Origin of the sequence: Massilia orientalis (assembly GCF_030411975.2) — a bacterium.
Lineage (GTDB): Bacteria > Pseudomonadota > Gammaproteobacteria > Burkholderiales > Burkholderiaceae_D > Telluria > Telluria orientalis.
In genome coordinates this window covers 24,895-44,299 of record NZ_JASNRB020000006.1, presented here as the reverse complement: position 1 = coordinate 44,299, position 19,405 = coordinate 24,895, and the positions used below count along the sequence as shown (strand labels likewise).

Here is a 19,405-nt window from a genome sequence, read left to right as displayed (position 1 = left end):
TGGAAATCCCGATGCAAAAGCCTCGCCTCGCCCTGATTCCCCTGTTGTTCGCCGCAGCCTTGTCTCATGCCGCCACCGATCCGCTCGCGCCGACCGCGCGCTGGAGCGCCTACACCGCCGGCCATGCGGGCACGCCGCCGATGGGCTGGAGCAGCTGGAACGCGTTCGGCACCGACATCGACGAGGCGAAGGTCCTGGGCGCGGCCCAGCGCCTCGTGGACAGCGGCCTGGCAGCCAAGGGCTACCGCTACGTCAACATCGACGACGGCTGGGCGCTGCGCCGCAACCAGCCGGACGGCCACTTGATCCCGCGCCCGGACCGGTTCCCGTCCGCCGTCGACGGCGGGTTCCGTCCGTTCACCGACAAGATCCACGCGATGGGCCTGAAAGCCGGCATCTACTCGGACCTGGGCCGCAATACGTGCTCGCAGGCGTACGGCGGCGACGACCCGAACCTGCCGAAGGGCAGCGTGCTCGAACGCGAAGTGGGCCTGTACGGCCACATCGACCAGGACATCGGCCTGTTCTTCCGCGACTGGGGCTTCGACTTCATCAAGGTCGACGGCTGCGGCCTGCGCGCGTACGGCGCGGACAGCCCGAAAGTCAAGACGGGCAACTACCGCGCGCTGAAGCCCGTGCTGGACCTGGAATCGGTCGCCCGCTCGGACATCCCGGCCGTGCAGGCGGAATTCACGCAGATCAACGAGGCGCTGAAGCGCAGCAATCCGGACGGCGACTACCTGCTGTCGCTGTGCGTGTGGGGCTCGGCCGACGTGCGCGCCTGGGGCAAGAACTTCGGCAACCTCTCGCGCACGAGCGACGACATCCGCCCGAACTGGCCGCGCCTGCTCAGTAATTACGACAGCGCCGCGCGGCGCGAACTGTACGGCCATCCGGGCAGCTGGAACGATCCCGACATGCTGTACATCGGCGCCGGCGATTTCGACGCGAACCACCTGACCGAGGCGAAATCGCACTTCGCGCTGTGGGCCATGCTGAATTCGCCGCTGATGACGGGCGCCGACCTGCGCACGACGCCGCAGGCGCTGATGGACATCTTCGGCAACGCCGACATCATCGCGCTGAACCAGGACCCGGCCGGCAACCAGGCCGTGCTCGCGTACGACGCGGACGACGTGCAAATCCTCGTCAAGACGCTCGCGTCGGGCGACAAGGCCGTCGCCATCTTCAACCGCGGCCTCGCGGCCATCGACGCCGACCTGACGGCCGAGCACCTCAAGCTGCGCAAGGACGGCAAGATCACGCTGACCGACCTGTGGTCGAAGGAAGCTTCTTCGTTCACGAACGAGACCAAAGTGAAAGTGGCGCCGCGCGAGACGCGCATCTTCCGCGTCCAGGGCGCACGCGCGCTGGCGGACGGCCTGTACCTGTCGGAGCAGCCGGGCAGCGTGAATCCGGCCGTCGACGGCGTGACCAAGCCCACGGCCGATCCGACCGTGTTCCGCTCGTCGTTCGGCTGGAGCGGCACCAAGGGCGGCGGCGAACGCCCGATGTACGCCGGCTTCGGCGGCGCGCGCGCGGACAGCACGCCGTACGGCCAGTGGCTGCAGATCGGGGGCAAGCGCTACGACGCCGGCATCGGCATCCTGGCCAATTCGCGCCTGGAAGTGCGCAACCACGATTACCGCCGCCTGGAGACGAAGGTCGGCGTCGACGATTCCGCGCAGGACCGCAAGAACGGCGTGACGTTCCTGGTCTACGGCGACGGCAAGCTGCTGGCGAAGAGCCGTGCGCTGCGCTGGGGCCAGCCGGCGCAGGCGCTGAGCGTGGACGTCGGCGGCGTCAAGCTGATCGAACTCGTGGCGAAGAGCACGGGCGGCGCCAACGAGCAGCTGCCGGTTACCTGGGGTGACGCGGCGCTGACGTCGGCGCGCTGATGTTCGAGGACTGGCGGCGTGCCGCCAGTTCCTGTTCCAGCTTGACGTCGCGGCCGTAGATGTCCGCGGCGAAGCGCGCACCGCCCTCGCTGTCGACGATGGCGGTCGCGTAGAACAGCACCACGGGAATCGAACGAGCCAGGTCGACGTGCTTCGTCGGCCCCGGCTGCAGCGCTTCCTGGATCGCATCCGCCGTCCACTGGCGCTGCCCGCCGAGCACGTACTGCGCCAGCGCGGCCGGATGCTCGACGCGGATGCAGCCGTGCGACAGGTCGCGCCGGCTGCGTTCGAACAGTTCGCGCGCCGATGTCGAGTGCAGATAGATGTCCATCGGGTTCGGCATCGCGAACTTGATCGGTCCCAGCGAATTCTTCGCCCCCGGGCGCTGGCGCACGCGCGCCCGCCCTGCCTTCAGGTCCGCCACGCTCGCGTCGGGCGGCACCGTCTCCATGTCATGCTGCTTCAGGTACGCCCGATTGCGCGCGAGCTTCGGCAGGATCTCTTTTTCCAGGATGCTGCGCGGGACATTCCAGTACGGGTTGAATTCGAGGTAGCGCATCTGCCCGACGAACAGCGGCGTTTCCGTCCTGACGGCGGAGCCGACGACGACGCGCATCTCCAGCGGCGCCTCCGTGCTGCCGTTCTGCAGCGCCCACAGCCGGTAGGCCGGCAGGTCGACGATGATCAGCGGGCCGGGACCGAAATCCGGCAGCCAGCGCAAACGCTCCAGCGTCAGTTCGAGCTGGCGCACGCGCTGCGCCGGCGGCACGTTGAGCGCATTGACCGTGCCGCGGCCCAGCACACCGTCTTCCTCCAGCCCATGGCGGGCCTGGAAGTGGCGCACGCCCTCTTCCAGCTTGTCGCCGTAGATGCCCTCGGCCGGCGGCGCCGCGTCGGCCGGCAGGTCGCCCAGCAGCACGAGGCGCTCGAACAGCGCCTGCGTATCCGCGTACGCCCCGCCCGGCTTGACCTTCGCCTGCGGCACCGGCAGCGCCGGATACGGCTGCTGCGCCAGCTCGCGGTAATGCGCCAGCGCCGCCTTGACCTGCGCGTACAGCGGCAGCTGCGGCTCGGCCGCCTGCACCGCGTCGCGCAGCTTGCCGGCCGCGAGTCCCGTGCGCAGGCGCTCGACCGGATCGTAGCGCTTGAGGCGCGCGTCCGACTTGCCGGTGTGGTACTCGGAGCGCACGCGCCCCACGCGCAGGTCGGCCAGGTAGTGCAGCATCGCCGTCGTCAGCGCGACGTCGAACCGGGCCGGATCGGCATGGCCGGATCGCAGCTGCTGCTGCAGGTCGTCGGCGCCGTAATCCTGCGGATCGAGGCCCTGTACGGGAGCCTGGCGCAGCACCCACAGCGCGGCGGCGGCGGTCTGCGGATTCCACGCGGGCGCGTACTTGCGCGGCGCGTAGAACCGGTCGAGCCAGCCGCGTTCGTCGTAGGGGCCGGGCAGTGGCGCGGCCTGCGCATGGATGGCCGCGGGGATGGACTGGGCGAAGGAGAAACGGGGAACGAGGGCCGCGGCACAGAGCACGAGCGCGGTGGCGATTTTCTGGCTGGACTTCATGGATGCTTTCGGACTTCGGCAACGATACGTTACCGATGAGCATCATACCCGCAACGCGTGATATCAGCGTGTACGATTGGTGCGCGTGGCGAGCCAGCACAGGATGGCGCCGCCGCAGACCATGGCCGCGCCCTGCCAGAACGCGAGCGACAGCGGCGCGCGCAGCAGGAGGGCCGAGAGCGCCGCGGACAGCACGGGGATGAAGTACGACGCGCCGGCCAGGACCGTCACGTTCCCGTGCAGGATGCCGACGTTCCACGCGCCGTAGCCGAAGCCCATGGCGCCCGCGGCCAGCAGCAGGTAGACGACAGCCTCGAGACTGAAATCCATGGGGCCGCCGCCCTCCAGCAGGTACTTGCCCCACAACGTCGCGGCCACGAGGATGAAGAACAGCGTGACGCCATTCTTCCCTTCCGCGATGCGCGCCGTCACCGTGCAGTACGCGGCCCAGATCACGGCGCCGGCGAACGCCAGCCCATAGCTGAGCGGGTTGGCGCGCACGTTGCGCAGCATGCCGGCCGGGTCGACGCCTTGCGCGCCGCCCAGCACCCAGCAAATGCCGACGATGGACAGCGCGAACCCCGGCACGATCAGGAAGTTTGTCTTCTGCCGGTTGAACAGGATGCTTGCCACGATCGTGAACGTGGGCCACAGGTAGTTGACCATCCCGACCTCGATGGCCTGGCGCGCCGTGTCCGCATAGCCGATCGACAGCGACAGGCACAGCTCATAGGTCACGAACAGCAGGCTGCCCCAGGCCAGGTAGCGGCGCGGCAGCCGCGCGTGGCCCACCGACAGCAGCAGGAATACCGACGCCACGCTGTACATCAGCGCGGCCCCGCCCGTGGGGCCGAGGTGGACGCTGACCTGGCGGACCAGGCCCACGATGGCGCTCCACAGCAGCACGGCCGTCAGCCCGATCAGGGTCGCCTTGTTCCTGTCTTTCACAAGGCTTCCCTGACGTGCGGGATGCTTAGATCGTCGTAGACCGAATACACGGCGGCCAGCATGTTTTCCAGCTCGGGCGCGCGGTCCATGTGGCGCACGCTGAAGAAGATCGGCGACACCGCGTGCTTGTCCTCGATGCGCCGGTACACGACGTTCCGGTGATGCATGCCCTGCACGCTCTCCGGCACGACCGCGATGCCCTGCCCGGCCGCCACGAGGCCCATCGCGATCTGCAGTTCGCGCACTTCCGTCACATGGTCCGGCGTCAGGTTCGCTTCGCGGAAGGCGGCCAGCACCTGGTCGGCGAAGCTGGGCCGCGGCGCCTTCGGATACACGAGCAGCGCTTCATGGATCAGGTCCGTCAGGCGCAGCTTGCCCTCTTTCTCCGCGAGGCGGTGGCCGGGGAACAGCGCCACCACCATCGGCTCCTCGCGCAGCAGGATGCGGCGGATGCTCGTGTCCTCGCTCTTCAGGCGCCCGAAGCCCACGTCGATGCGCCCTTCCTTCAAGGCCTTGAGCTGCTCCACCGTCGTCATCTCGTGCAGGGTCACCTCCACCTCCGGGTGGTTCTCGCGGTAGCGGCGGATGATGTCCGGCAGCAGGCCGTACAAGGTCGATGCGACGAAGCCGACCGACAGCGTCCGTTCCAGCTTGCCCACGCGCTGCGTCATCGTGCGCAGGTCGCGCACCTGGTCGAGCAGCGGCTTCGCATGCGCCAGGAAAAAGGCGCCGGCTTCCGTCAGGCGCAGCGGCCTTACCCCTTTTTCGATCAGGGTCACGCCCAGGTCTTCCTCCAGTTGCTGGATCTGCCGGCTCAGCGGCGGTTGGGCGATGTGCAGGCGCTCGGCGGCGCGCGTGAAGTTGCGTTCTTCCGCGACCGCGACGAAGTAGCGCAGGTGCCTTAATTCCATATTCGATACCTATAGGGTATTGAAACCATACCAAAACGGTGTTGGACGCCCGTCATTTGCAGGAATATCGTGTCCTCACCTCAGCGAATTATACGCAAATAATATGATTCAATATATCGAAACCTTCCTGCTCGACGTGCCGACAATCCGGCCGCACAAGCTGTCCGTCGCGACGATGAACACGCAGACCCTGGTGCTCGTGCGCGTCCGCTGTGCCGACGGCATCCAGGGCTGGGGCGAGGCCACCACCATCGGCGGCCTGGCCTACGGCGAAGAGAGCCCGGAAAGCATCAAGGCCAATATCGACACCCATATCGCCCCGTTGCTGATCGGCATGGACGCCGCCCAGCCGGCAAAAACGATGGCGAAGGTGCGCAAGGCCATCCAGGGCAACCGCTTCGCCAAGTGCGCGCTGGAGACGGCGCTGCTGGATGCGCATGCGCGCCGCCTGGGCGTGCCGCTGTCCGACCTGCTGGGCGGCCGCGTGCGCGACACGCTTCCGGTCGCGTGGACGCTGGCCAGCGGCGACACGGCCAAGGACATCGCGGAAGCGGAACACATGCTGGAGATCCGCCGCCACCGCATCTTCAAGCTGAAGATCGGCCTGCGCAGCGTGGACGCCGACGTCGCCCACGTGCTGGCGATCAAGCGTGCGCTGGGCGACCGCGCCAGCGTGCGCGTCGACGTCAACCAGGCCTGGAGCGAAGCGCAAGCCGTGCGCGGCATCGCGCAGCTGGAAGCCGGCGGCGTCGACCTGGTCGAGCAGCCCGTGAAAGCCCATCACACGGCGATGCTGGGCCGCCTCGCGCGCCGCTTCGACGTCGCGATCATGGCCGACGAGGCCCTGCACGGCCCGGTCGATGCGCTGGCGCTGGCCCGCGCGGACGCCGCCGACGTCTATGCCGTCAAGATCGCGCAGTCCGGCGGCCTGTTCGCGGCGCTGGAAGTGGCGGCGGTCGCGCGGCTGGCCGGCATCGGCCTGTACGGCGGGACGATGCTCGAAGGCGGCATCGGCACCGCGGCCACGGCGCACGTCTGCGCGACGTTCGCCGACCTGGAGTGGGACACGGAATTGTTCGGCCCCCTGCTGCTGACCGAGGAAGTGCTGCGCGAACCGCTCGTGTACCGCGACTTCGAACTGCAGGTGCCGACCGGGCCCGGTCTCGGTGTCGACATCGATACCGACAAGCTGCGCAGCCTGCAACGCAAGTAAAGACACTGGAGACCACCATGCTGTTCCACGTCCGAATGAACGTCGACCTGCCCGCGACGATGCCGCCCGCCGAAGCCGCGGCGCTCAAGCAGGCCGAAAAGGACCTCGCCCAGCGCCTGCAGCGCGAGGGCAAATGGCGCCACCTGTGGCGCATCGCCGGGCAGTACGCCAACGTCAGCATCTTCGACGTCGACAGCGTCGACGAGCTGCACACGCTGCTGACGTCCCTGCCCCTGTTCCCCTACATGCACATCGACGTCATGCCGCTGTGCCGCCATCCCTCGTCCGTCCGCGACGGCGACATTTGACCCAACCTAAAAAAGGAGACCTGAAATGAACCACGCAGACATCGAACGACTGGCCCACAGCTGGGTCGTGGACGCCGCCGACCGCCCCGCCGACCCGCGCGTGCAGCAGGTGGTGCTGCGCCTGCTGGGCGACCTGTGCAAGGCGATCGAGGACCTCGACATCACGCCGACCGAATTCTGGCACGGCGTGGCCTACATGTCGGCCGCGGGCGCCGCCAATGAACTGGGCCTGCTGGCCGCGGGCCTGGGACTGGAACGCTTCCTCGACATCCGCGCCGACGAAGCGGAGCAGAAGGCCGGCCTGGAAGGCGGCACGCCGCGCACCATCGAAGGCCCGCTGTACGTGGCCGGCGCGCCGGAAAGCGTGGGCTTCGCCCGCCTGGACGACGGCACGGAAGCGGACAAGGGCGAGGTCCTGTTCATGCAGGGCACCGTATTCGACCAGCAGGGCAAGCCGCTGCCGGGCGCGAAGGTCGAGGTGTGGCACGCGAACCTGACGGGCAACTACTCGTTCTTCGACCAGACGCAGGCGCCGTTCAACCTGCGCCGCACGATCGTCACGGACGACCAGGGCCGCTACCAGTTCCGCAGCATCATCCCGGTCGGCTACGGCTGCCCGCCGGACGGCACGACGCAGCAGCTCCTGAACCTGCTGGGCCGCCACGGCCAGCGCCCGGCGCACATCCACTTCTTCGTAAGCAGCAAGGACCATCGCAAGCTGACCACGCAGATCAACATCGACGGCGACGAATACCTGTGGGACGACTTCGCGTTCGCGAGCCGCCCGGGCCTCGTGCCGCCCGTGAACCGGATCGACGACCCGGCGCAGCTGGACGCCAAACGTGTCGACAAGCCGTTCGCGTCGATCGACTTCGACTTCCACCTGTACCACGACACCGCCGCCGCGCCGACCACGCAGGTCGACCGTCCGCGCGCCGCCGCCTGAGGACACCGCCATGATCCCGATCGTTCCTGTCGACGCGTTCAAGCCCAAACGGCTGGACGACTACATGATCGAAGACGCGCAAACGGGCGACCACCGCCTGCACCGCAGCGCCTTCACCGACGAGGCCCTGTTCGAGCTCGAGATGAAGCACATCTTCGAGGGCAACTGGATCTACCTGGCGCACGAGAGCCAGGTCGCCAACGTCAACGATTACTACACGACGCACATCGGCCGCCAGCCGGTGTTCATCGCCCGCAACAAGAGCGGCGAGCTGAATGCGTTCATCAACGCGTGCAGCCACCGCGGCGCCCAGCTGTGCCGCCACAAGCGGGGCAACAAGGCGACGTACACCTGCCCGTTCCACGGCTGGACCTTCAACAATAGCGGCAAGCTGCTGAAGGTGAAGGATCCGGAATCGGCCGGCTATCCGGAATGCTTCAACAAGGAAGGCTCGCACGACCTCAAGAAACTGGCGCGCTTCGCCAACTACAAGGGCTTCCTGTTCGGCAGCCTGAATCCGGACGTCGAACCGCTGGAAGCCTTCCTCGGCGAGGCCGGCAAGATCATCGACATGATCGTCAACCAGTCGCCGGAAGGGCTGGAAGTGCTGCGCGGCTCGTCGACCTACACGTTCGAGGGCAACTGGAAACTGCAGGCCGAGAACGGCGCCGACGGCTACCACGTGACGGCCGTGCACTGGAACTACGCGGCCACCACGAACCACCGCAAACAGGAGCAGGCCGCGGGCGAAGACAAGATCCGCGCCATGGACGCCGGCAACTGGGGCCGCCAGGGCGGCGGCTTCTACGCCTTCGAGCATGGCCACATGCTCCTGTGGTCGCAGTGGGCGAATCCGGAAGACCGCCCGAACTTCGCGCACCACGCCGAGTACACGGAAAAATACGGCAAGGCGACCGCGGACTGGATGGTCGGACGCTCGCGCAACCTGTGCCTGTACCCGAACGTGTACCTGATGGACCAGTTCAGTTCCCAGATCCGCGTGCTGCGCCCGATCGCCGTCGACAAGACCGAGGTGACGATCTACTGCATCGCGCCGAAGGGCGAATCGCTTGATGCGCGCGCGCACCGCATCCGCCAGTACGAGGACTTCTTCAACGTCAGCGGCATGGCGACGCCGGACGACCTGGAGGAATTCCGCGCTTGCCAGCAGGGCTACAACGGCGCCGCGATGCAGTGGAACGACATGTGCCGCGGCGCCAGGCACTGGATTCACGGCGCGGACGACGCGGCGCAGGACATCGGCCTCGCGCCCGTCATGAGCGGCGTGCGCACGGAGGACGAAGGCCTTTACACGATCCAGCACCGTTACTGGCTCGACGTGATGAAGAAGGCGTTCGAAGCAAAAGGAGAGGCGAAATGAGCGCATTCACCAAACCCGCGATCGAGGATATTCAATCCTTCCTCTACCGCGAAGCGCGCCTGCTCGACGACGAGCAATGGGACGACTGGCTCCAGTGCTACGACGCGAACGCGCGCTTCTGGATGCCGTCGTGGGACGACGACGGCACGCTGGTCCAGGACCCGGAGCGGGAAATCTCGCTGATCTTCTACCCGAACCGCCAGGGGCTGGAGGACCGCGTCTTCCGCATCAAGACGGAACGCTCCAGCGCGACGATTCCCGATACGCGCACGAGCCACAACATCGCCAACGTGGAACTGGAACAGGTCGACGGCAGCCGCCACACGGTGCGCTTCAACTGGCACACGCTGAGCCACCGCTACCACACCAACTACAGCTATTTCGGCATGTCGCGCTACGTGATCGACTTTTCCGGTCCGGCGCCGAAGATCCTGGACAAGTACGTCGTGCTGAAGAACGACTACATCAGCCAGGTGATCGACATCTATCACATCTAAGCAGGAGACGGTCATGAGCCACACGATCGCACTGCAGTTCGAGGACGGCGTCACGCGCTTCATCAGCTGCAACCCCAACGAAAAACTGTCCGACGCGGCCTACCGCCAGAAGGTCAACATCCCCCTCGACTGCCGCGACGGCGCCTGCGGCACGTGCCGCGGGCTGTGCGAATCCGGCAGCTACGACATGCCGCCGGACAGCTACATCGAGGATGCCCTCGAAGAGAAGGATGCACAAGCCGGCTACGTGCTGGCGTGCCAGATGCGTCCGACGTCGGACTGCGTCGTGCGCATTCCGGCCACGTCGGCCGCGTGCAAGACGGGCGTCGGCGACTTCCCCGGCACCGTCACCGCCGTGGAACAGCTGTCGCCGTCGACGATCCGTTTCTCGATTGCGCCGGACCATCCCGACCAGCTGGACTTCCTGCCCGGCCAATACGTGAACGTGACGGTGCCGGGCACGGACCAGACGCGCTCGTATTCATTCGCTTCCGCGCCGGGCGCGGAACAAGCCAGCTTCGTGGTGCGCAACGTACCAAATGGCCTGATGAGCACCTGGCTGACCGGCCAGGCGCAATCGGGTCAGCCGGTCTCGTTCTCCGGTCCGTACGGCAGCTTTTATTTGCGGCCCGTGCACCGTCCCGTGCTGATGCTGGCCGGCGGCACCGGCATCGCGCCGTTCCTGTCCATGCTCGATGTGCTGGCGGCCAAAGGGTTCCCGCATCCGGTACGCCTGGTCTACGCCGTGACCAACGACCACGACCTGGTCGGCTTGGCGCAACTGGACTGCATCGCGGCCGCGCACCCGCAGTTCCAGTACGTGACCTGCGTCGCGGCGGCGTCCAGCACGCATGCGCGCAAGGGTTATGCCACGGCGCATGTGGAACCGGACTGGATGAATGGCGGCGACGTCGACGTCTACCTGTGCGGCCCCGTGCCCATGGTCGACGCGGTGCGCGGCTGGCTGGACGGCATCGGCGTGAAACCGAACTCGTTCCACTTCGAGAAGTTCTCGGCCACGAGCACGGCGGGGGTGACGGCATGATGCATCCGGACCGTTTCAGGGACAAGGTCATGATCGTCACCGGCGCCGCCCAGGGCATCGGCCGCGGCGTGGCGCTGGCGGCGGCCGCGGAAGGCGCGCGGCTCGTGCTGGCCGACCGTTCGCCGCTCGTGCACGAGGTAGCCCGGGAGACCGGGACGCAACCCCTCGTCGTCGAGGCCGACCTCGAGACGTGGGCCGGCGCGGCCACGCTGGCGGCACGCGCGCTGGAGGCCTGCGGCCGCATCGACATCCTCGTCAACAACGTGGGCGGCACGATCTGGGCCAAGCCCTACCAGGAATACGATCCGGACCAGATCGAGGCCGAGATCCGCCGCTCGCTGTTCCCGACGCTGTGGTGCTGCCGCGCGGTGCTGCCGGCGATGATGGCCGCGCAGGCCGGCGCGATCGTCAACGTGTCGTCGGTGGCCACGCGCGGCATCTACCGCATCCCCTACTCGGCCGCGAAAGGCGGCATCAACGCGCTGACGGCCAGCCTCGCGATGGAGCACGCGCAGGACGGCATCCGCGTCAACGCCGTCGCCACCGGCGGCACGGAAGCCCCGCCGCGCAAGGTGCCGCGCAATCCGAAGGCGCTGAGCGAGCAGGAGCAAACGTGGTACCAGGACATCGTCGACCAGACGATCGCGACGAGCCTGATGCACCGCTACGGCACCATAGCCGAGCAGGTCGCCGCCATCCTGTTCCTCGCCTCGGGCGAAGCGTCGTACATCACGGGCACCGTCCTGCCCGTGGGCGGCGGCGACCAGGGGTAAACGATGAGGTACGTTGACATAGACGACGTCCGCCTGCACGTGCGGACCGACGGCGATCCCGCGCGACCGTGCATCGTGCTGTCGAACTCCCTCGGCACGGACCTGTCGATGTGGGATCCGCAGGCCGCGGTCCTGGCCCGCGATTATTTCGTGCTGCGCTACGACACGCGCGGCCACGGCCTGTCCCGGCGCGGCACGATGCCTGTGACGCTCGAACGCCTCGGCCGCGACGTCGTCGGCCTGCTCGACGCGCTGGCGATTCCGCGCGCGCACTTCTGCGGCATCTCGATGGGCGGCATGACGGGCCAGTGGCTCGGCATCCACGCGCCGCGGCGGCTGGACAGGCTCGTGCTGGCCAACACCGCGGCGCGCATCGGCACGCACGAGGGCTGGACCGCGCGCGCCGCCCAGGTGCGGGACGGCGGCATGGATGGCGTGGCCGACGGCGCCGCGGCGCGCTGGTTCACGCCCGCCTTCCTTGCACGCGAACCGCACGTGGTCGCGCGCATGATCGCCCGGCTGCGCGAGCAGGATGCGGAAGGCTACGCGGCCTGCTGCGATGCGCTGGCGGACGCCGACCTGCGCAGCGCGATCGGCACCATCGCCGTTCCCACGTTGATCATCGCCGGCGCCGCGGACCCGGTCACCACCGTCGCCGACGCCGGCTGGATGCGCGACCGGATTCCCGGCGCGTGCCTCGCCGCGCTGGCGGCGTCCCACATCTCCAGCATCGAAGCGGCACCGCAGTTCGCCGGGGCCCTCGTGTCCTTCCTCGCCGGCTGACCGGGGCAAGGCGGCAGCAACCCTGCCGCCTTGCCGCCATCAAAACGCGTGCCGCAACCCCGCCATCACCCCGCTCTGCGCCTTGCCCGGCGCCGTCGTGCCGCCGGCATCGAGCGCGATCGCGGCCGCGCCGTGGTTGTCCATGCGGCCGACGCCCGCATATACGGCGCTGCGCACCGACAGCGCATACGTCAGGCGCGCGACCGCCAGGTTCGTGTCATCGGGCGAGCCCTTGACGTTCTTGCGCGCCACCTGGGCATCCAGCGTCAGGCGCGGCGCGACCGGGATGCTCGCGCCGAGGTAGAACAGGTCGGATTCGGCGATGCCCGACGCGGCATCCGTCTTGCGGTCGATGACGCCGGCGCCGATCTTCGTCTTGCCCGCCATGATCCAGCCGTTGGCCGTGATGCGGCGGTCGTAGTGCGCGCTGTCCGTCAGCCCACCCGCCGCGCCCGTGTTCCCGTACAGCTTGTCGTACGTGGCATTGATGCCGTAGGCCGTCGTGTCATAGCCCAGCAGGGCCGTGTATTGGCGGCAGGCGCGCGCATTGCCCGGCACCTCGCCCGCGCAGCCGGTGGCGGACGGGCCGCCGGCCGCCGACGCGTCGCGCCCGAAGCTCCACGTGGCGCCGACCGTCACCCCGTCGAACGTGCCGAGATAGCCGATCGCGTTGTCGCTGCGCGCGTTCGGTAGATATAAATCGATGCTGTTGATCGAGAAGAGGTTCGGTCCCAGCACGTCGCTCTTCATCGTGGCGAGATACGTCATGTTGAGGATGCGGCCCAGCTGCAACATGCCCCAGCGGCCGCGCAGGCCCACCCACGCCTGGCGTCCGAACAGGCGGCTGCCCTGCCCGAGCGCGCCGACGTCCGGATTGAAGCCGCTCTCCAGGTTGAACACGGCGGAGAGACCGCCGCCGAGGTCCTCGCTGCCGCGCAAGCCGATGCGCGACGGCAGGCTGCCCGTCAGCGACGGTTCGCGCGTTACGCCGTGGCCCGCCGCGTCCGCGTTGTTCATGTGCGCCAGCGCCACGTCGACGATGCCGTACACCGTCACCTGGCTTTGCGCCTGCGCGCCGCCCGCTCCCAGACCCGCCGCGAGGGCGATCGCTACTGCCTTTTTCATCATGTCTCCTGTTGGTTGTTGTTCGGGCGGAGGCAAGGCTCCGCCCTGGATGCTGCGCACCCATGAAAAACGTGTGTGAGGGAATCCGGTCAGGCTTCGGCGACGGCGCCGGTGTGCTGCGGCACGGCGGACGCCGAGCGCCCGTGGCGGATCAGTGCGACCGATACGGCGGCGATGACGGCCGGGATGGCGATCGCCTGGAAGTTCTGCTGCAGCGGCAGCGCCATGCCGACGAGCGTGCCGATGACGATCGGTGCGAGGATGGCGCCGCCGCGGCCCACGCCGGAGGCCCAGCCGATGCCGGTCGAACGGATCGCGGTCGGATAGAACTGGCCGGCATAGGCGTAGGTGACGATCTGCGTGCCGATCGTCGACGCCCCGGCGAGGCCGACGAGCACGAACAGCGCCGGCGTGGATACCGGATAACCCAGCAGCGTGATCGAGACGGCGGCCAGCGCATACATCGCCACCAGCACGTACTTGATGTGGAAGCGGTCGGCGAGCCAGCCGCCGCCGACGGCGCCGACGACGGCGCCGAAATTCAGCACGAGCACGAAGGTCAGCGCCGACCCGAGGCTGTAGCCCGCCCCGGCCATCAGCTTGGCGAGCCAGGAGCTCAGCGCGTACACCATGAACAGGCACATGAAGAAGGCGATCCAGAACATCGCGGTGGAGAATCCGCGGCCGTCCTGGAACAGCTGTCCGATCGGGGCGCCCTGCGCGCGGTCCGCGACGGGCAGGTCGAAGCGGTCGCCGGCTTGCGCGCGGTACGACGGCTCCATGCGCGCGAGCGTGCGCTGCAATTCGGCCAGGCGCTTGCGCTGCACGAGGAAAGTCATCGATTCCGGCAGGCTTTTCAGGATGAACGGAATCAGCAGGACCGGCACGCCGGCCGCGAGGAACACGGACTGCCAGCCGTGCTGCTCGATCAATCCCTTGCCCAGCAGCGCGGCCAGCATGCCGCCCACCGCGTAGCCGCTGAACATCAGCGTGACCATGGTCGCGCGGATGCGCCTGGGCGAATATTCCGTCATCTGGGCGACCACGTTCGGCATCACGCCGCCGATGCCGAGGCCCGCGAGGAAGCGCATCGCGCTGAACACGTACGGATCGCTGCTCATGCCCGCGGCGGCCGTAAACACGCTGAACAGCGCGAGGCAGATGACGATGGCGTGGCGCCGGCCGATGCGGTCGGCGATCGTGCCGAGGAAGATCGCGCCGAACATCATGCCGAACAACGCGGAACTGACCATGAAGCCAGCATTCTGCGCCGTCACGCCCATCTGCTTCATGATCGAGGGCAGCGCGATGCCGGCCACGGCGAGATCGTAGCCGTCGCAGATGATGATGAGGGCGCACCACGCGAGGATGCCGGCGTGGAAGCGGTTGAACCTGGCCCCGTCGGCCAGTGCGTGGATGTCGATGTGCCGCATGCGATTGTCTCCTTATGGATGTGTTGTCGTGGGGTGATGCAGGATGCGGTGCGCCGCCATGCCGATGACGACGCCCCAGAACGCGGCGCCGAGGCCGAGGAAGGTCATGCCGGACGCGGTGGCGAGGAAGGCGATCACCGAGGCTTCGCGGTGGTCCTCGGCCGCCATCACGCCGGCGAGGTTCGAACCGATGGCGCCCAGCAGCGCCAGTCCCGCCAGGCAGACGATCAGTTCCTTCGGCAGCGCGGCGAACAGCATGACGATGGAACCGCCACACAGGCCCGCGAGCAGGTAGAACACGCCGTTGGCGATGCCGGCCACGTAGCGGCGGCGCGGGTCCTCGTGCGCGTCGCGGCTCGTGCACATCGCGGCCGTGATGGCGGCGAGCGCGATCGTGATGCCGCCTGTGCACGCGATCGCCAGCGACACGAGGCTGCACGTGACGATCACCGGCCGCGCCGGCGTGGCGTAGCCGGACGTCTTCAGCACCGCGATGCCGGGCAGGTACTGGCCGGTGAGCGTCACCAGCACGAGCGGCAGCGCGAGGCTGAACGTGCTGGTCCAGCTCCACGCGGGCGCGATCACCGCAGGCACGACGAACCCGAAGCGGACGGCGGCAAGATGCGTCGCGCCGGACAGCCACGCGATGCCGGTGCCGGCGACGAGCAGCAGCACGACGCCGTAGCGCGGCACCGCGCGGCGGAACACGAGGTACGCGGCGATCATGCCGAACGCCAGCAGCGGCAGCGTGCCGGCCGTCCTGAACGCGTTCATCCCGAACGGCACGAGGATCCCGGCCATCATGCCGCTGGCGATCCCTGTCGGCACGTGGGCCATGATGCGTTCGAGTGAGCCGGACAGGCCGATGGCGAGCAGGATGGCGGCCGCGGTGAGATAGGCCCCGACGGCCTCGCCCAGCGGCAGCTGCGGAAACAGCGTGATGAGGAGCGCGCTGCCCGGTGCCGACCACGCCGTGATGACGGGTGCGCGAAGGCGCCAGCTCAGGACGATGCCGGCGATGCCCGCGCCGACGGAGATGCCCCACACCCACGATGCGAACATGGCGTCCGGCATGCGGCCCGCCTGCGCGGCCTGGTAGAAGATCGCCAGCGGTCCGGAAAACGAGACCAGCACGGCCAGGAAGCCCGCGGCCACGGCCGACAGCGATCCGTCGGACCAGCGCCGGCCGCGCACGGCGGCGCACTCCACCTGTCCTGTGCCCATGGTGTCTCCTTGTCTTATCGTTATCGGGACCAAGGGTAGAGAGATTGCACAGGCGCGTCCAAGACCGATTTGGTATCCATTCGATACCTGATGGGTATGGCGTGCGGCGGCAGGTCAGCGCCGATGCCGGCCGAAGAAGTCGAGCACCATACGGCTGGCATCCGGCCCTGCCTTCGCGTTGAAGGCGTGGGCCGGGTCGCCGCCGCTCCAGGCATGGCCCAGGCCGAGGATGCGCACCACGCGCAGCACGACCTTGCGCCCCATGAGGTAGTCGTGGATTTCATGCGCATTGCGGCTGCCGCCGCGGCCCGCTGGCTTCACCGCGACCCGCGTCGCCGGTCCTGCCGGCAACCCGTTCCATTGCAGCCACTGGCGTGCCAGCTGCCGCTGGTTCACCGGATCCACCACCTGGTCGTCCTCGCCCTGGATCAGCAGCGCCGGCATCGGCGGCAGCGGTGCGGCCGCGCGGCGCATCAGCAGGCCGGAGATCGCGGCGTCGGCGTGTGCCGCGGCGCCATGTCGCATCACGTGCAGCGCACCTATCGGACCGTGCCCGGCGCCGAACACGGGGCCCGAATGCAGCGCGACCGCGGCAATGAGTTCTGGATGGTTGAGTGCCAATATCGCCGCCATGCCCGCGCCGGCGGAAAGCCCGCATGCATAGATCCGGCGCCGGTCGATGGGATGCCGTTCGCACACGGTCCCGATCAACGACGCCAGCGCCCCGGTTTCTCCACCGCCCTCCTGCGTGGCCCGGTCGTACCAGCGCCAGCAGCGCTGCGCCTGCACGGTCACCGACTGCTGCGGGTACAGCACGGCAAACCCCTTGGCTTCCGCCAGGTGATTCATGCGCGTGCCCTGCGCGAACTGGGTGGCGCTCTGGTGGCAGCCGTGCAGCATCACGACGAGCGGCCAGCCGTCACGCGGCTGCGCGTCCCGCACACGGTCGGGTACGTACAGCCAGTATTGCATGTCCCGCGCGACCGCCTGGCCCTGCGTCGCGGGCAACGGGAAGCGGCCGGCGAGCCACCTGCCGGTCGCCGGCGCCAGGCCGGGCCGTGCCGCCGGCTTGCGCGGTACGGCCTTGCGCGCCGGCCTGACGGGCGCCGGCGCGTACACGTCCAGCAGCGTGGCCAGCATCGACTGCTGCGCCTTCGCGGCACGGGTCAGGCTGCGCAGCAATCGCGTCTTTCGGGCGGGTTTGGCCATGGTGCCTCGGCATGGATGTTGCACCGCAATATATCGACTCTGCAGGCCGTGCTCCGTGCGCTGGCGTACCTTGCCAGGCTGCGCGCCTGGCACGCGCGATCGCCGATGCAGGCGGTAACGCGTGGCACTGCCGCCGGCCTGGCGCCGGCGGGAGGCGGGAAGTGACGCCTGTCAGGCACGAGCACGGTCAACAGGACGGCTCGGGGCAGGAAGAAAACGCTGTGCACATTTGCACGCGTAATCGATAGCAGATGCGCTGCTGTCGGACAGGCACGAAACGGGCGGCGAGCGGGGATGCGCGGCGCCGACTGTACCAGTTGCACCACGTATCGTTGCAACGGCTGCCACGAATCTGCCCGCTCGTTCCAGATTTCATCCTGTCCGTCACCCGACTGCGGTACTCTGGGTGACTTCACCATTCGAGCCTGGATACGTCGATCATGAGAAACCAGATGAACATGCCAGACAGCGCTGTCGCGCTCATGAACTACGTCGACGGTGCCGGCTGGACCGAGCATGCGGAGGTCGTCGTGCAGATCATGATGTCGAGCGTGCATCCGGACATCGAGTCATCGATCGCGACGGTGGCATGCCTTCCGAATCACCTGCGTACGAACGTTGCCCATTACCTGACCGAGATCCTCACGGGCGCCGTCGACAACGAGCAGCGGCACGCCATTTTTTCGTGGACGCAGTGCTGGGCGCTGGCGAGCCTCGACCAATAACCGCCGCCGCATCGCACGACCGGCTTTGCCGGCGGTTGACAGCCTACCTACTAGAAGGTAATCTCACTGTCATGAACAAATCGCTCTCCACTGCCGACGATATCCTGGCCTGCGCACGTTCCCTGATCGTCGCCGGCGGTTACAACGGATTCAGCTATGCAGACATTGCCGAGGTCGTGGGCATCCGCAAGCCGAGCATCCACCACCACTTCCCGAGCAAACTCGACCTGGTGAAAACCCTCGTCATCCGGTACCGGGAAGCCGCCGAAGAAGGCATCGCCAATCTCGAGCGCGCCGTGCCGGGACCGCTCGATCAACTGCGCGCCTACATCGGCTACTGGAAAACCTGTATCGGCGACGCGAGCGCGCCGTTTTGCGTATGCGCCCTGCTGGCCAACGAATTACCGGTATTGCCGGAAGAGATCGCGCTCGAGATCCGTGCATATTTCCGCTTCCTGTCGGGCTGGCTCACGGCTGTCCTCGAGCGCGGCGCCGCGCTCGGCGTCGTGGCCCTGACCGACACGCCGCGCGTGGAAGCGGAAGCCTTCATGGCGACCGTGCACGGCGCCATGTTGTCGGCGCGCGCCTATGGCGATACCACCATCTTCGGGACCATCATGGACCCGCAACTGGCGCGCCTGTCGGCCGGAGCCTGATCGTACCGTATGTCCGGGTCCGGTGCGCCGGGCCCATTTTTTGCCATCATCATCTACCAACTAGTAGGTCGGATTTCATTAAAGGAGTTTTAGCATGCCTCATCCCCTCTCGAACGTCGGCGCCATTCACACGGTATTGAGCCTGATCCCCATCGTCGCGGGCCTGCTCGCTTTCGTTCGCCAAGGCCGCATCGATCCAGCCAGCGGCCTGGGCAGGATTTACTGGGTGGGAATGATCCTGTCCGTCGTCACCGCCTTCGGCCTGTCGAGCACGGGCGGGTTCAATCCGGGGCATGCGCTCGGCCTGCTGACCTTGCTGGTGATGGCGTGCGCCACGGCCGCGCCCCGCATCGCCTTCCTGGGCCGTGCAGCCGGGTACCTGCAGGTCGGGCTGATGTCGTTCAGCTTCCTGCTGCTGCTGGTGCCGGGGACGAACGAGACGCTGAGCCGTCTCCCTGTCGGCCATCCGATCGGGCATGGCCCGGACTCGCCGCCCGTCAAGCTGGCGCTGGCCTGCGTGTTCGTGCTGTTCTTGCTCGGCACCGGTTACCAGATGTTGCGCCTGCGCCAGCGGCATGGAAAGCCAGCAACACTTCGGTAATTTTTACAGTCCAGGATGAGTCTGGCGGCGGCGCTATGCCAAGCCATTGAAACCAAAGCATATTTTTTCCTTGGCATGGACATTGCTGGTTACCCGGCAAAACAAAGCGCGACCAGCTGTTGCCCAGGAGACCATCATGAACTCGTCCGCGAACAACCCACCGAT

Annotated in this window: 19 protein-coding genes; 12 read left to right on the top strand and 7 right to left on the bottom strand. The window is 67.7% G+C overall.

Translation table 11 applies throughout. From position 1 onward, the window contains the following. Nucleotides 1–11: 11 nt before the first annotated feature. The gene (locus tag QPK29_RS10760; RefSeq protein WP_371768243.1) at nt 12–1,898 is read left to right on the top strand and encodes an NPCBM/NEW2 domain-containing protein; all 1,887 of its coding nucleotides are present in this window, start codon (nt 12–14) and stop codon (nt 1,896–1,898) included. Here the strand turns inward: QPK29_RS10760 and QPK29_RS10755 are convergent. The 3 genes from QPK29_RS10755 to QPK29_RS10745 form a co-directional block, all read right to left on the bottom strand. Further along, a complete protein-coding gene (locus QPK29_RS10755; protein ID WP_371768242.1) occupies nt 1,861–3,462 on the bottom strand; it encodes a L,D-transpeptidase family protein in 1,602 nt (533 codons plus the stop codon). The genes QPK29_RS10760 and QPK29_RS10755 overlap by 38 nt on opposite strands. A 63-nt stretch (nt 3,463–3,525) precedes the next feature. Beyond that, entirely contained in the window at nt 3,526–4,410 is an 885-nt protein-coding gene (gene yddG, locus QPK29_RS10750) for an aromatic amino acid DMT transporter YddG (protein ID WP_371768241.1), read from the bottom strand. Beyond that, nucleotides 4,407–5,321, bottom strand: a complete 915-nt coding sequence (locus QPK29_RS10745; protein WP_056137395.1) for a LysR family transcriptional regulator — start codon at nt 5,319–5,321, stop codon at nt 4,407–4,409. The genes yddG and QPK29_RS10745 overlap by 4 nt, the downstream gene beginning before the upstream one ends. Before the next feature lie 103 nt (nt 5,322–5,424). Between QPK29_RS10745 and QPK29_RS10740 the strand changes: the two genes are divergently transcribed. The 8 genes from QPK29_RS10740 to pcaD are packed head-to-tail and all read left to right on the top strand — an operon-like array spanning nt 5,425 to nt 12,267. Then, nucleotides 5,425–6,534, top strand: a complete 1,110-nt coding sequence (locus QPK29_RS10740) for a muconate/chloromuconate family cycloisomerase (protein WP_371768240.1) — start codon at nt 5,425–5,427, stop codon at nt 6,532–6,534. A gap of 17 nt (nt 6,535–6,551) precedes the next feature. After that, nucleotides 6,552–6,842, top strand: a complete 291-nt coding sequence (catC, locus tag QPK29_RS10735; RefSeq protein WP_371763317.1) for a muconolactone Delta-isomerase — start codon at nt 6,552–6,554, stop codon at nt 6,840–6,842. A gap of 25 nt (nt 6,843–6,867) precedes the next feature. Then, entirely contained in the window at nt 6,868–7,788 is a 921-nt protein-coding gene (catA, locus tag QPK29_RS10730) for a catechol 1,2-dioxygenase (RefSeq protein WP_371768239.1), read from the top strand. A 10-nt stretch (nt 7,789–7,798) separates the two neighbouring features. Then, nucleotides 7,799–9,169: a benzoate 1,2-dioxygenase large subunit gene (gene benA, locus QPK29_RS10725; RefSeq protein WP_371768238.1), complete on the top strand. Its 1,371-nt coding sequence runs from the start codon at nt 7,799–7,801 to the stop codon at nt 9,167–9,169. Then, a complete protein-coding gene (gene benB / locus QPK29_RS10720) occupies nt 9,166–9,666 on the top strand; it encodes a benzoate 1,2-dioxygenase small subunit (protein ID WP_371768237.1) in 501 nt (166 codons plus the stop codon). The genes benA and benB overlap by 4 nt, the downstream gene beginning before the upstream one ends. Before the next feature lie 13 nt (nt 9,667–9,679). Beyond that, nucleotides 9,680–10,711, top strand: coding sequence for a benzoate 1,2-dioxygenase electron transfer component BenC (benC, locus tag QPK29_RS10715; protein WP_371768236.1), 1,032 nt, complete (start codon nt 9,680–9,682; stop codon nt 10,709–10,711). Then, nucleotides 10,711–11,484 carry a 1,6-dihydroxycyclohexa-2,4-diene-1-carboxylate dehydrogenase gene (locus tag QPK29_RS10710; RefSeq protein ID WP_371768432.1) on the top strand — a complete coding sequence of 258 codons (774 nt, stop codon included), beginning with the start codon at nt 10,711–10,713 and terminating at the stop codon, nt 11,482–11,484. Before benC ends, QPK29_RS10710 begins: the two co-directional genes overlap by 1 nt. 3 nt (nt 11,485–11,487) lie before the next feature. Beyond that, complete coding sequence (gene pcaD, locus QPK29_RS10705; protein WP_371768235.1) at nt 11,488–12,267, top strand: 3-oxoadipate enol-lactonase; 780 nt, start codon at nt 11,488–11,490, stop codon at nt 12,265–12,267. Nucleotides 12,268–12,306: 39 nt separating this feature from the next. Here pcaD and QPK29_RS10700 read toward each other — a convergent pair whose 3' ends face one another. From QPK29_RS10700 to QPK29_RS10685, 4 genes are all read right to left on the bottom strand, one after another. Next, nucleotides 12,307–13,392: a porin gene (locus tag QPK29_RS10700; RefSeq protein WP_056137378.1), complete on the bottom strand. Its 1,086-nt coding sequence runs from the start codon at nt 13,390–13,392 to the stop codon at nt 12,307–12,309. A gap of 89 nt (nt 13,393–13,481) precedes the next feature. Continuing rightward, a complete protein-coding gene (locus QPK29_RS10695; RefSeq protein ID WP_056137376.1) occupies nt 13,482–14,825 on the bottom strand; it encodes an MFS transporter in 1,344 nt (447 codons plus the stop codon). Between the two features lie 12 nt (nt 14,826–14,837). Continuing rightward, complete coding sequence (locus QPK29_RS10690; protein ID WP_371768234.1) at nt 14,838–16,049, bottom strand: benzoate/H(+) symporter BenE family transporter; 1,212 nt, start codon at nt 16,047–16,049, stop codon at nt 14,838–14,840. A gap of 114 nt (nt 16,050–16,163) precedes the next feature. Further along, nucleotides 16,164–17,258 (bottom strand): extracellular catalytic domain type 1 short-chain-length polyhydroxyalkanoate depolymerase, encoded by a 1,095-nt coding sequence (locus QPK29_RS10685; RefSeq protein WP_371768233.1) that lies wholly within the window; start codon nt 17,256–17,258, stop codon nt 16,164–16,166. Between the two features lie 452 nt (nt 17,259–17,710). On the opposite strand from QPK29_RS10685, the gene QPK29_RS10680 reads away from it, so the two are divergent. The 3 genes from QPK29_RS10680 to QPK29_RS10670 all read left to right on the top strand — a co-directional run bounded on the left by QPK29_RS10680 (nt 17,711) and on the right by QPK29_RS10670 (nt 19,240). Then, on the top strand, nt 17,711–17,983 hold the full coding sequence (locus QPK29_RS10680) for a hypothetical protein (RefSeq protein WP_371768232.1): 273 nt from the start codon (nt 17,711–17,713) through the stop codon (nt 17,981–17,983). A gap of 71 nt (nt 17,984–18,054) precedes the next feature. Further along, nucleotides 18,055–18,639, top strand: coding sequence for a TetR/AcrR family transcriptional regulator (locus QPK29_RS10675; protein WP_056137359.1), 585 nt, complete (start codon nt 18,055–18,057; stop codon nt 18,637–18,639). A 94-nt stretch (nt 18,640–18,733) separates the two neighbouring features. After that, nucleotides 18,734–19,240, top strand: a complete 507-nt coding sequence (locus QPK29_RS10670; protein ID WP_056137357.1) for a hypothetical protein — start codon at nt 18,734–18,736, stop codon at nt 19,238–19,240. The last annotated feature ends 165 nt before the right edge of the window (nt 19,241–19,405 follow it).